The organism is Ruania alba (assembly GCF_900105765.1).
Taxonomy (GTDB): domain Bacteria; phylum Actinomycetota; class Actinomycetes; order Actinomycetales; family Beutenbergiaceae; genus Ruania; species Ruania alba.
In genome coordinates this window covers 1,908,640-1,921,272 of record NZ_FNTX01000002.1, presented here as the reverse complement: position 1 = coordinate 1,921,272, position 12,633 = coordinate 1,908,640, and the positions used below count along the sequence as shown (strand labels likewise).

Sequence of the window (12,633 nt, the reverse complement as noted above, 5' to 3'; positions counted from 1 at the left end):
CACTGGGCCATGCCGACGTGACCTCATTTGACGGCGCCCGCCACCATCCCGGACTCCACCTGCCGCTGGAACACGACGTAGACGACCAGGACAGGGACCATGGACAACGTCAGGCCCGCGAACAAGCCGCTCCAGTCGCTCGCGTACTCCTGGCTGACCGCCAGCGCCGCCAGCCCTTGTGCGATCACGTACTTGTCAGGATCGGTCTGCAGCACCAGCGGCAGCAGGAACTGGTTCCACTGGCCGATGGCCACGAAGATGCCCACGCTCGCGAATCCCGGGCGCGCCATGGGAAGCATCACCAGCAGGAAGGTCCGCCAGTGGCCGCAGCCGTCGATGAAGGCGGCGTCGGCGACAGAGTCCGGCAGGCTGCGGAAGTACGCGGTGAGGAAGAAGACGGCGAACGGCAGGTAGTAGGCCGCATAGATCAAGGCCAGCCCAGGCAATGAGTTCGCCAGGTGCAGGTCCCTGGCCACGAAGAACAACGGCACGATCGCCAGGAACACCGGAAAGGTCAGACCCGCCACGAACAAGAGGTAGACGAGTCTGGAACCTCTGAACGGGTACCTGGATACGACGTAGGCCACCATCGATCCGCCAGCCAACGTAAGAAACACGCCGAGTGGGACGACGATCGCCGTGTTGAGGAAGTACCGGCCGATGTTCGCCGTCGTCCACGCTCGGACGAAGCTGTCGATGCTGAAGGATCCCGGTAACGACCACGCGCTGGTAAGAATCTCCGCGTCGCTCTTGAAGGCGTTGAGAACGGTCCACAGCAGCGGTACGACGACGAGAACGGCCCAGGTCAGCAGGAACGCGTGGGCGAACACGTCGAGTGGCCCGCCTGCCGATGACGACCTGCTCCGGCGGGCGGTGGCGCGCGAGCGAGCCGCTGACGGGGGATCCTTATCAGGGGTGATTCGGGACGGGGTCTCTACGCTCATCGAGGGCTCCTAGTAGGCCACGCGGTCGCGGCGAGTGAGCCGCAACGTCGCAGTGGCCAGGACGATGGTGATGACGAACAAGGCCACGCCCAGGGCGGTCGCGTAGCCGAATCTGCCGTGCTCAAAGGCGCTGGAATAGATGTAGTTGCCCAGCACCTGTGTCGAGTTGTTGGGCCCACCAGATCCGCCAGCGGCGGACATCACGTTGACGATCGCGAACATGTCCAGCGCGTTGATCCCCGCGTAGACGAGCGCGACCTGGACGGTGTCCCAGATGAGGGGAATCGTGATCCGCCAGAATGTGCGCCAGCGCCCAGCGCCGTCCAGCATCGCGGCTTCGTACGTCTCGGGTGGGATGGACGCCATCGCTGCCGTGAACAGCAGCACGTAGAACCCGACCGACATCCAAACGATGACCGCCAGGATCGAGGCGTACGCCGTCCGTGTGCTGCCGAGCCAGTTCACGGGGTCGACACCGACGAGGCCGAGTACGCCGTTGAGAAGGCCGTTGCCGGTCGGGTCGTAGACGAAGGACCACAAGACCCCGATCACCGCGATGGAAAGCAGGTGGGGAAAGAAGTACACGACGCGATAGATCGGCCCGCCGCGCACCCCCTGGATCCCCGCCTGCCGCCGTCGACCCGCCACGGTGATCATGGTGGCGAAGAACAAACCGAGGCCGATCGAGGCGATCGGCAGCACCACGGCGGCGACAACGTTGTTCCGCAAGGCGATCCAGAAGACCTCGTCGGCAAGGAGCCGCGCGTAGTTGGCGAGTCCGATGAAGTCGCGGTCTGCCGTGTACCCGCTCCAATCGGTCAACGAGACGTAGAACGACTGCAAGTACGGCCAGAGCACCAGAACGGCGTAGATCGTGATCGGTCCGGCCAGTGCCCCGATGATGAAGCGTGTGCGTCCTTGTCGCATGGCGCGTCAGTCGCGGTGGAACTTCGTGACGGAGTCGTCGTCCCTGACTGCATCAGCCTCGGTCTGACAGCGCTGCGCCCACTCGTCCGGATTGATCTCACCTGTCATCAGCAGACTGGTGATCTCGTTGATCTTGGTCGAGAGCTCGCTGTACCACTGGTTGTAGAGCCAGTAGAAAGTCTCGTCACCGGATGCGCTCAAGGCATCCTGCACGGATGCCAGGCCTGTTCCGACGTCCGTGACCTCGTAGTCGGCGACCGAGGTCAGTGTCTGGGTCTGGCCGGTGAAGCTCTGAGCCGCCCCCTGCGACAGCAGGATCCTCATCAGCTCCATGCCACCGTTGGGGTTGCTCGCCTGTGCCGGAACGATGTAGGACTCGCCTCCCATCCCCCGGATGGCACTCGCCGACAGCGCGTCAGAGGAGGTCAGGGAGGGGGTCGTGGCGACGACCATGTCGAAGCCCTCCGGGGTGATGTCGCCCAGCTCGCTCTCCAGCCAGGAGCCGCACGGGATGAAGGCGGCTTCGCCGGTCGCCCAGTACGTCTGGGCCTGGGTGTGCGTCAGCCCCGACGTCCCGGGAAGGATGTAATCGCGCTCGACGAGCTGGTAGAACGCCTCGGCTGCCGCCACCACCGGTGGCGCGGTCCAGGCACCCGACTCCAGGTTGTCGATGTTCTTGATGGCGTCGAGCCCGCCAGCCTTGGTGGCAGCCATGAGGATGGGCGTGAGGATGTAGCCCGGGACCTTGCCCTGATAGATCCAGGGGGACATCCCCGTCGACTTGATCTCCGCGCACACGTCGAGCATGTCGTCCCAGGTCTCCGGGACCGGCCATCCGTTCCGCTCGAACAGCGACGAGCTGTGCCAGACACCGTGGACGACGAAGGTGTAGTTCAGCGCGTAAGGAACGCTGCCGAAGGAGCCGAGCTCGACGACACCGGGGAGCAGGGTGTCGCGGACGGTCGTGCCGTCGTCGAGGCCGTAGGCCGGAGCGTCGAGCAGCGGGGTCAGGTCCATGAGCTGCCCGTCGGCGACCAGGGGCGCCATCGGGAGGTTGCCGGACCCCGAGTTGTTGATGAGGTCCGGGACGTCCCCGGAGATGAATCGGGGCTGGAGCTGCTTGCCGATCTCCTGCCCTGCGTGGTGTGTGATCTCGGCGCTCGGGAACGCCTCGGAGTAGGTCGCCTGGGCGTCGAGGACGTATTGGTCGCCGTAACCGCCCGCGAAGACCACCGTTTCCAGCGGCTCGTCGGGCGCTACGCCCAACGGATTCGCGGCATCAGCAGGACCAGCTGTGGTCCCGGTCGGCGGCTCTGCCGCGCCACTGCTGCAGCTCGCCAGGGAGCCGGCGGCGAACATAGCCGCAGCGGTTCCGCCGAAGAGGAGGAACGTGCGGCGTTCCAGCAAGCGTGTCGGTTTCGTGGTCATCAGCGACCCTTCCATTCAGTCCCAGACGCGCGGCCACGTGACGGCCCGCTACCACTGGATCGGGCTGGGTAGCGGGGCAGAGACACGGCAAGCGAGCGTGATTGTGCGCGTAACTTATGCGCGTAATCAGATTAGACTCGGCTGTGCCCCGTCGTCAATAGTGAGGTCGGATCCCGACCACTCAGGAGGTTCAGATGGCTAGCAGCGGTGGAGCCGGTGGCCGGCGCGTGACCCAGCGTGATGTCGCGCGAGAGGCGAACGTGTCGACGGCCATCGTCTCGGCGGTCGTCAACACCAAGATGGACTCCATCCGCGTGAGCGAGAAGACGCGGGCGCGGGTGCGGCAGGCAATCCGTGACCTCAACTACGTCCCGAACGTGGCCGCGCAGAACCTCGCTGGGGGGCGGAGTCGGATCGTGGGCGCCTTCACCTATCACGACACCTTCCCCAGGGCCGAGTCACGCGACTTCTACTACGAGTTCCTCGTCGGCATCGAAGAGGAGGCCGAGAAGGTTGGACACAATCTGTTGCTGTTCACCGGGGCGCGGGACGAGTCGGGCCAGCGGTCGGTCTTCGGGCGCGGCGCGAACATGCTCCGACTTGCGGACGGGGCGATCCTCGTGGGCGGAAAGATCAATGCCGATGAGATCCGCCGTCTGACGGACGAGGGCTACCCGTTCACCGTGATCGGGCGCCATGAGGTACAAGGCCTCGAGTTCGCCTGGGTTGCGGCGAACTACGCTGACGGCACGGAGCTGGTGATGGACGACCTGTACGCACGCGGACACCGTCGCGTGCTCATGGTCGCTGGCCGTCGCACCCACGAGACACTGGTGGAGCGGCGCTCAGGCTTCGCAGCTGCCTGCACGCGTCACCGACTGAAGTCCGATGATGCACCCATGGTCGCGTTCGGCGAGCCGAACCCGGACCTGCCACGGGTCCCCCATGTCGACGACGAGCAGGGTGTGCTCCGCTTCGCCGCGGAGACGGGCTCGACCGCGATCGTCGCCGAGTCCTCATACGTCGCCCACCGGGTCTACCACGCCGCCCTCGGCTCGGGAATGGTGGTACCGCGGGACGTCAGCATTGTCGGCCTGGGGGACCACGGCGATCGGGAGAACGTGCTCCTGCCGGATCCCGCACTCACCCAACTATCCACGCCGCGGCGCGAGATCGGCGCTGCCGCCGTCCGTATGCTACTGAGGCAGTTGGATGGGCAAGGCCAATCGCCTGAGCATGAGTGGATCGCGTGCGAGATCGTGACTGGAACCACGGTCGGAGCGCCGCCCGCGTCCCGGTGAGACCGTTCCGCGAGTTCCCGCCATCGTGGACTTCGGGAGCGGTCGTCACCGTTGGGTAGGCGCCGAGCGGGGGCGTACTCGACGAGTACCTCAGCGCTGCCGGACACCCGCAGGTCGTTCGAGGGCACTGACGACGGCGACCACCCGTTGGCCACGATCCTCGCCGACGCCGGGGTCGCCGAGTCGCACTGCAACTCACCCTGATCGGGGCGCGGCTGTACCGGCGGGAGGACATGATGGAGGCGATCCGGCTGATCTCGGACGGGTCGATCCCGGCCCGCCCACTGATCAGTCACGTATTGCCCGTGGAGCGAGCGGCCGAGGCGTTCGACGTGCTCAGGTCCGGCGGGGCGATGAAAGTGCTCGTGGACTGCCGAGGAGAGGCATGAGTGTGAATCTGTTCGACCTGACGGGAACGCGCGCCGTGGTCACCGGCGCCCGACGCGGGATCGGCCGCGCGATCGCTGAGGCACTCGCCGCGGCAGGTGCGGACATCGTGGGTGCGTCCGCGCAGATGGAGCCCGACGGCGGCGCCGTGGGTGCGTCCGTCCGCTCCCTCGGCAGGTCCTTCATCCCGGTCCGTGTGGACCTCACCGACCGTGACTCGGTGCGCGACTTCGTCACATCGGTCACCGCAGACGGTCCCGTGGACGTACTGGTGAACAACGCCGGCACGATCCGCCGCGCGCCGGCTGCAGAGCACTGCGACGACCTGTGGGACGAGGTGCTCGAGGTCAACCTGTCCAGCCAGTTCCGCATCGCCCGAGAGATCGGCCGGAGCATGCTCGCCGCCGGCCGCGGGAAGATCATCTTCACCGCCTCCCTGCTCAGCTTCCAGGGCGGGCTCAACGTGCCCGGCTACACGGCCTCGAAGTCCGGCCTCGCGGGCCTGACCAAGGCCCTGGCGAACGAGTGGGCCGCCAGCGGGGTGAACGTCAATGCGATCGCACCCGGCTACATCGCCACGGACACCACCCAGGCCCTCCAGGACGACCCGGACCGACGTCGGGCGATCCTTGAGCGCATCCCGGCCGGACGCTGGGGCGACGGTTCGGACATCGGCGGGGCGGCCGTCTTCCTCGCCTCCGCGGCCGCCGACTACGTGCACGGCATCGTCCTACCGGTCGACGGCGGCTGGCTCGGCCGCTGATCGGCGCGGTTCTCGCCCTCAGATGAGGGCCCAACCATCGATACCTAAAATGGATCATTCCATGCGCTTCTAGTGTTGGACAGGTATCGTCGCACGACCTAGCGTTCCAAGGGTTCTTGAGACTCTTGGACGGAGGCCCGATGCCCACGATGGATCCGCGCGAGCTTGCGGAGCGGCTCGGCGGCGGCCTGCTCTCCTTTCCGGTGACGCCCTTCGACGCCGCGCTGGACCTGGACGAGCACGCCTACCGCGACCACCTGCGCTGGTTGGCCGAGTACCCGGTCGCCGGGCTCTTCGCCGCCGGGGGCACCGGGGAGCTGTTCTCGCTCAGCCCGGCAGAGGTGGCCCGGGTGGTGCGGCTCGCGGTCGCAGAGATCCGCGGTCGGGTCCCGGTGTTGGCACCTGCAAGCGCAAGCACTGCACTTGCGGTCGAACAGGCCGCAGATGCCGAGCGAGCCGGAGCCGACGGTGTCCTGCTGTTCCCGCCCTACCTCACCGAAGCCTCGGCCGACGGGTTGCGTGCCCATGTCCAGGCGGTGTGCGCGGCGACGAACCTCGGTGTCGTATACTACAACCGCGCGAACGGGCGCATCGACGCCACCACTCTCGCGCGTCTCGCACAGGACTGCCCCAACCTGGTGGGCTTCAAGGACGGCACGGGCGATATCGAGCTCGTCACCCGCGTGCACGTCAGGCTCGGTGACCGGCTCACCCTGATCGGCGGCCTCCCCACCGCCGAGACCTGCGCCCTGGCATTCGCCGAATTGGGCGTCGCCACCTACTCCTCGGCGATGTTCAACTTCGCCCCGGAGTTCGCCCTCGGCTTCCATGACGCGGTACGTCGTCGCGATCGCACAGGCGTGGACCAGCGACTGCGCGAGTTCGTGCTGCCATACCTCGACATCCGGGACCGCCGGCCGGGCTACGCCGTCTCGATCATCAAAGCGGCACTCGCGGCTGCGGGCCGACCCAGCTCACGGGTGCGGCCACCGCTGACGGATCTCACCGTCGAGGAGGTGGAGCTACTGACGCCACTGGTCGCCCACGTCACGACCTCCTCCTGGATGCCGACCACTGCGAGCAACTCCTCCGATACCGCACAGGCTCGACAGACCCCAGGTTGATACCGTGCGAGCATGCCAATGACGCTGGAGCAGCTGCGTGGTTTCGTCGCTGTCGCCGAGGAGCTTCACTTCGGACGGGCCGCGGCGCGCCTGCAGATGACACAACCACCACTCTCCCGTCAGATCCAGAAGCTGGAACGGACGATCGGCGCACAGTTGCTCGCGCGCTCCCATCGCGACGTCACCCTGACCGCCGCCGGGGACGCGTTCCTGCCCCAGGCGCGGCACATCCTTGCGCTCGCGGACATCGCCCCGGACCAGGCACGTCGAGCCGCCCGTGGTGACGCCGGCGTCATCCGGCTCGGCTTCACCGCCACGGCGGCGATCGGGGTCCTGGGAACCATCCTGAGGGCGATGGACGAGGGCCTCCCCGACGTCGAGGTAATCCTGCACGAATGGGTGAGCTCACGGCAGCTCGAGAACCTGCGCGATGGACGCCTCGACATCGCGTTGACGCGCACCGTGCCGCACGACCCGACGCTACGCTCGCGGGTGGTCCATCAGGAGTCACTGCTGCTCGCCCTTGGCACCCACGATCCCCTCGCCACGGCGAGTGAGGTCACGCCGGCCGACCTGGAGGGGCACACCGTGATCGGCTACTCCCCCACGGACGCCGCGTACTTCGAGAACCTCACCTCCGCTGTTCTCGCCACCGTGAACACCCGTCGCCAGGAACAACTGAGTCAGGTTCACTCGATCCTCGCGCTAGTCGCGGCCGGTCGAGGCGCGGCCGTCGTCCCTCGTTCGGCCTCCCAGCTGCATCCCGACGGCGTGACGTTCCGGGAGCTCGCAGGGTGGCGCTCTCCCGTGGTCCAGCTCCACGCCGTGTGGCGCGACGCTTCGACCAATCCTGCCCTGCACCCCGCGCTCAACCTGCTTCCGACGCCTGCACGTCTCCCCGACTGACGGAACGTCACGGCGGGTGGGACTGCACCTGGCTGCACGTCGCAGACGATACTTTATCCGCATCACAAGATGCGATTCTGGTGTTGGACGGGTATCGATGCCGTCCCTAGTCTGACCTGTGGAGCACGGGCAGACCGCTCCAGGTACTCGAGGAAGAGGAGAGAATGACTGCGATCACCGGTGTGTCCACCCGTGTGTTCCGAGTCCCGTTCGAACGTCTGATCGGCGATGCCAACGATCCGATCGGGCGCGACACGACCATGCAGATGGTCGTCAAGCTGCACACCGACGACGGTCTGACCGGCATGGCGATCGGTCATCCGACGTCTCGTTCGGTCGTTCACAGCTTCGCGGAGCTGCTCGTCGGCGAGGACCCGGCCGGTGTGAAATCACTGTGGCAACGAATGGTCGACCGGGCCTTCAAGGGCGGCACAGAGGGGATCGTAAAGGAGGCGATCTGCCATCTCGATGTGGCGCTGTGGGACCTCAAGGCGAAGGCCAACGAGGAGCCGTTGTGGAAGGCCCTCGGTGCCAGTTCACCACACGTGCGCGCCTACGCCAGCGGCATCGACAGCCCGCTCACGGACTCCGAGATCGACGCCTTCTACCGTGGCATGGCGGCACGGGGCATTACTCTCGGCAAGCTCAAGGTGGGCCGCGATCGTGAGGGCGACCTACGCCGTCTGGACATCATGCGCGAGGCACTGGCCAGCAGGGGGAAAGAACCCGAGCTGACCATCGATTCCAACGAGTACTGGACGGCGAAGGAGGCCATCGACCGTATCCGCGAGATCGAGCGGCACCATCGCCTCACCTGGGTGGAGGAGCCGGCCCGTCGCTGGGACGTCGCAGGTCTGCGGAAGGTGTCCGAGGCCGTCACGTCCGCTGTCGCCACCGGCGAGAACCTCAACGGTGTGCCCGAGTTCCTGCCGCTCATCCAGGGCGGGGCGGTGGACATCGTTCAGGTCGGTCAGTACACCACCGGCATCACCGGAGCCCTACGCGTGGCCGAGCTCGCCTCTGCGTACGAGCTGCCGGTCGCCACGATGAACTGCCCCGGAGATTTCATGGCCCACATCGGTCCGGTCCTCGATGATCACCTCGGTGTCGAGGTCGTCTGGGGCGGAATGGGGCGACTGGTGAACAACCACCAGGTGGTCGAGGACGGCTGGATCACGCTTCCCGACCTGCCCGGCCTGGGCCTGACCCTGCGTGACGACATCGACGAACTCGAGATCCACGAGCTCCCCCCATCATCGGCGACCTCCACCCCGGGGCGCCGCAGACGCAACTCGTGGAGCGAATACAGCCAGGCCCGGACGACCGAAGCGAACCGCTGACGGTCGTCGCTTTCCAGCATGCACAAGGAGGTCATGATGAACGACAAGAGCACTCTCGGGCGCCGCAGTTTCATGAAAGCGGCCGGCGCAGCCGCCGGAGCGAGCACGCTCGCAGCCTGCGTCCCTGGCGGCGGGGAGACCGGTTCCGGCGGCTCGGGCGGCTCAGGCTCTGGTTCCGGTCCCCTTCACCTCACCTACTGGGCGTGGGTGGACGACCCGACGTCCACGGTGGTGCAGGACCTCGCTGCACAGTTCAACGAGGAACGGACCTCGCTCCAAGTCGACGTCGAGATCATGCCGGCCGAGGCGGTCTACAACCGCGTCATCGCCTCGATCAACGCCGGGGATCCTCCCGATGCCACGGCGATCCACGTCAACAACGTCGCCGACATCGCGGCGATGGGCGCGCTCCAGGAGCTGGACGAGTACTGGGACTCATTTCCCGAGGCGGATGACATCACCCCAGCAGCAGTACTCGGCTCCCGCTTGGGCAAGGAGGACAACCCGCTCTACACGATGCCATGGAACGCCCTGGTCACCTACCTGTACTACCGGACGGACTGGTTCGCGGAAGCCGGGATCGAACCGCCGGAGACCACCGACGACTTCCTCGCCGCAGCCCGGGCGATCACCGATCCCGACGCCGGGCGCTACGGATACGGTCTGCGCGGGAGCTCCCACGGCCACATCCACTACTTCGTGTGGCTCGCGACCCTCGGCGGGTTCGACGCTGTGCGGGACGAGCAGGGCAACCCGGTCTTCGATCGGGCCGAGAACCTGCAGTACACGGACTGGTTCCTCGACCTCGCCCGTGAGCACCAGGTGACACCGCCGACGGCCTCGGGAGACGGTTTCGAGCAGATCATGAACAATATGAAGGCCGGCGTCTCAGGCATGATGCTCCACCACATCAAGTCCGCCGCGGAGCTGACCCAGTCGATCGGGGCCGAGAACCTCGCGGCGATCCCGGTGCCGGCCAGCCCAAGTGGCAACAGGTTCACCGAGTTCGGGCCGAACATGAACGCGGTGTATGCCGATGGTCAGGATCCGGAGGCTGCCTTCGAGTGGGTCTCCTTCCTGGCCTCGAGGGAGTCGCAGATCACCTTCAGCCAACAGGACGGTTCCCTTCCGATCATCGAGTCGGCGTGGGACGACGAACACCTCCAGGAGAACCCGTTCGCGCAGGTCTCCTTCGAGGCGATGGCCGATGCGTACCTGATGCCCTTCACCGATCGCCCCGGCTACAGCCGGCTCGCTGAGCAGACCTGGCCACAGAGCACCCAGCCGGCCCTGTCCGGCGGGATCACCACAGAGGAGTTCGCCACCGGCCTTGCTGACGAGGTCCGTGAGTGAGCATCGCGCCCACGAAGACCGGTTCCGCCGCTGCGATCGACGTCGGCAGGGGCGGAGCCGGACGCACGAGGCCACGCACCAGACGCTCCTGGCGCGTGCTGCTGCCGTACATCCTGCTGCTGCCGGCGCTGATCGTGGTCGCGTTGGTCGTCGCCGGGCCCATCGTGCAGTCGGTCGGATACAGCTTCCAGGCGTACAACCTGCGTGAGCTCGACCAGGTTCGATTCATCGGGCTGGACAACTACATCCGGGCGCTGACCGACGGAATGTTCTGGAAGGCCGCTCGAGCGACGCTGATCTGGGTGGGTGTGGTCCTTCCCGTGCAGTTCGTCCTCGGGATGGCGATCGCCACGCTGATGAACCGAGCGTTCAAGGGCCGCACTGTCCTGCGCTCGTTGGTGCTGCTTCCGTGGATCATCCCCTCAACGGTCGTGGCCCTGCTCTGGCGATGGATGCTGGATGGCAACCTGGGGGTGGTCAACGACCTCTTGATGCGGCTCGGCATCGTCGATATCGGCATTCCATGGCTCAATCAGCCCAGCACGGCGATGGCCGCCGTCGTGATCGCGATGATCTGGCACGGGATGCCATTCTTCGCCCTCATGCTGCTCGCTGCCCTGCAGGCGGTGCCCGCTGAGCTCTACGAGGCAGCCAACCTGGACGGTGCCTCCGCCTGGCAGCGATTCCGCTTCGTCACCTGGCCGACCATCATCGCCACGATTCGTACCACGACGTTGCTGCGCATCATCTGGCTGGCCAACTCCATCGAGATCATTTGGATCATGACGGTCGGCGGCCCCAACTTCGCGACCAGCACGCTGCCGGTCGTGACCTTCTTCGAGGCGACTCGGGGTCTCGACTATGGCTACGCCTCAGCCGTGAGCATCCTCCTCACGCTGGCCCTGATGGTGGTTGTGGTTCTGTACCTGCGACAGATGAAGAAGGACGACCAATGACCGCAGTGGCCAATACCAGTCCGCGTCGGCGCGAGGGCCGCAGGCTCATCTCCATCTGGGCTGTGGCAATCCCGGTCATCCTCCTGTCGATCGGACCATTCCTCTGGCTCGTGAAGACCTCTCTGGTGACCGAGCAGGAGATCTTCATCCGCCCGCTGCAGTACCTGCCGACGTCTCTGACGTTCGACAACTTCATCGAGCTCTTCCAGCGGATGAACTTCCTGACCTACTTCAGGAACAGTTTCATCGTCGGCGTGGGCACCACGGCTCTCGGCCTGTTCGTCTCGATCACGGCGGCCTATGCCTTCGCCCGATACCGCTTCCCCGGGCGCCGGTTCCTCATGTCGATGTTCCTGGTCATCCCGATGTTCCCGAGCGCACTGATCCTGATCCCGATCTACGACGTCATGCGCGCCCTGGGGCTGGTCGACACCTACCTGGCGCTGATCATCGCCTACTGCTCGTTCGCGATCCCGTTCGCTGTCTGGATGATGACCGGATACTTCGCAGCGCTGCCTGCCGACATGGAGGAGGCGGCACGAGTGGACGGGTGCAACCGTTTCACCGCCTTCGTCCGGATCCTGCTTCCGGTCGCCCTGCCCGGGATGTCGGCGACAGCCCTGTACATCTTCATCGTCTCGTGGAACGAGTATGTCTTCGCCGCCCTGCTGGCTCAGGACGAGTCCGTCCGGACCCTCCCGGTCGCGCTGCAGTTCTTCATCACCGAGTTCACCGTGAACTGGGGCATGCTCGCCGCCGGTGGTGTGATCGTTTCACTTCCGGTGATCCTGCTGTTCGTCTTCCTGCAGCGGCACCTCATCAGCGGGTTGACTGCCGGGGCCGTGAAGTAGCGGGTCCTCTGGCGAAAGCCCTCGTCAGCGGCAGGCCGTCGTCGACCCGGCATCGCGAGCTCGTCCGGGGTCGCGGAGCGGATCCCGGCGGACTGTTCATGAGCTGAGGGCACCTGCATGCTCGACCAGTAGAGGCGTCAGAACGTCAGCTACCCCTTCGGCACTCCGCTCGGCTCGGCTTCGTCTGGGGGTGGTGGACAGGTGAGTACCCTGCAGATCCGATCTACCCGGGAAGTCGATGAACGAGTTCCAGCGCGGCCATGAACCACGGCTGGCACTTGGTTCAGGTACTCGTGAATGGGCGCGACATGTGAACATAGCCAGCGCCAAACGGGTATCTGCTCAGCGACGGG

General features: G+C 66.0%; 13 protein-coding genes. 10 read left to right on the top strand and 3 right to left on the bottom strand.

Features of this window, described 5'->3' with window-relative positions; genetic code table 11:
• Window positions 1-23 precede the first annotated feature (23 nt).
• The 3 genes from BLU77_RS19020 to ngcE are packed head-to-tail and all read right to left on the bottom strand — an operon-like array spanning window position 24 to window position 3,299.
• Window positions 24-944: a carbohydrate ABC transporter permease gene (locus BLU77_RS19020; protein WP_089774733.1), complete on the bottom strand. Its 921-nt coding sequence runs from the start codon at window positions 942-944 to the stop codon at window positions 24-26.
• A gap of 9 nt (window positions 945-953) precedes the next feature.
• The gene (locus BLU77_RS19015; RefSeq protein ID WP_089774731.1) at window positions 954-1,871 is read right to left on the bottom strand and encodes a carbohydrate ABC transporter permease; all 918 of its coding nucleotides are present in this window, start codon (window positions 1,869-1,871) and stop codon (window positions 954-956) included.
• A gap of 6 nt (window positions 1,872-1,877) precedes the next feature.
• Complete coding sequence (gene ngcE, locus BLU77_RS19010; RefSeq protein ID WP_175477223.1) at window positions 1,878-3,299, bottom strand: N-acetylglucosamine/diacetylchitobiose ABC transporter substrate-binding protein; 1,422 nt, start codon at window positions 3,297-3,299, stop codon at window positions 1,878-1,880.
• A 194-nt stretch (window positions 3,300-3,493) separates the two neighbouring features.
• Here ngcE and BLU77_RS19005 point away from each other — a divergent pair, with 194 nt between their 5' ends.
• The 10 genes from BLU77_RS19005 to BLU77_RS18970 all read left to right on the top strand — a co-directional run bounded on the left by BLU77_RS19005 (window position 3,494) and on the right by BLU77_RS18970 (window position 12,280).
• Window positions 3,494-4,600 carry a LacI family DNA-binding transcriptional regulator gene (locus BLU77_RS19005; RefSeq protein WP_089774727.1) on the top strand — a complete coding sequence of 369 codons (1,107 nt, stop codon included), beginning with the start codon at window positions 3,494-3,496 and terminating at the stop codon, window positions 4,598-4,600.
• A gap of 51 nt (window positions 4,601-4,651) precedes the next feature.
• Entirely contained in the window at window positions 4,652-4,804 is a 153-nt protein-coding gene (locus tag BLU77_RS22265) for a hypothetical protein (RefSeq protein WP_175477222.1), read from the top strand.
• Window positions 4,789-4,989: a hypothetical protein gene (locus BLU77_RS22260; RefSeq protein WP_483880079.1), complete on the top strand. Its 201-nt coding sequence runs from the start codon at window positions 4,789-4,791 to the stop codon at window positions 4,987-4,989. Before BLU77_RS22265 ends, BLU77_RS22260 begins: the two co-directional genes overlap by 16 nt.
• Window positions 4,986-5,750: an SDR family oxidoreductase gene (locus BLU77_RS19000; RefSeq protein ID WP_175477220.1), complete on the top strand. Its 765-nt coding sequence runs from the start codon at window positions 4,986-4,988 to the stop codon at window positions 5,748-5,750. The genes BLU77_RS22260 and BLU77_RS19000 overlap by 4 nt, the downstream gene beginning before the upstream one ends.
• A gap of 140 nt (window positions 5,751-5,890) precedes the next feature.
• The gene (gene kdgD / locus BLU77_RS18995) at window positions 5,891-6,874 is read left to right on the top strand and encodes a 5-dehydro-4-deoxyglucarate dehydratase (RefSeq protein ID WP_089774726.1); all 984 of its coding nucleotides are present in this window, start codon (window positions 5,891-5,893) and stop codon (window positions 6,872-6,874) included.
• Between the two features lie 12 nt (window positions 6,875-6,886).
• Entirely contained in the window at window positions 6,887-7,780 is an 894-nt protein-coding gene (locus tag BLU77_RS18990) for a LysR family transcriptional regulator (protein ID WP_089774724.1), read from the top strand.
• A gap of 164 nt (window positions 7,781-7,944) precedes the next feature.
• Entirely contained in the window at window positions 7,945-9,120 is a 1,176-nt protein-coding gene (locus BLU77_RS18985; protein ID WP_089774722.1) for a mandelate racemase/muconate lactonizing enzyme family protein, read from the top strand.
• Window positions 9,121-9,156: 36 nt separating this feature from the next.
• Window positions 9,157-10,473, top strand: coding sequence for an ABC transporter substrate-binding protein (locus BLU77_RS18980; protein ID WP_175477219.1), 1,317 nt, complete (start codon window positions 9,157-9,159; stop codon window positions 10,471-10,473).
• The gene (locus BLU77_RS18975; protein WP_089774718.1) at window positions 10,470-11,429 is read left to right on the top strand and encodes a carbohydrate ABC transporter permease; all 960 of its coding nucleotides are present in this window, start codon (window positions 10,470-10,472) and stop codon (window positions 11,427-11,429) included. Before BLU77_RS18980 ends, BLU77_RS18975 begins: the two co-directional genes overlap by 4 nt.
• Window positions 11,426-12,280: a carbohydrate ABC transporter permease gene (locus BLU77_RS18970; RefSeq protein ID WP_089774716.1), complete on the top strand. Its 855-nt coding sequence runs from the start codon at window positions 11,426-11,428 to the stop codon at window positions 12,278-12,280. Before BLU77_RS18975 ends, BLU77_RS18970 begins: the two co-directional genes overlap by 4 nt.
• The last annotated feature ends 353 nt before the right edge of the window (window positions 12,281-12,633 follow it).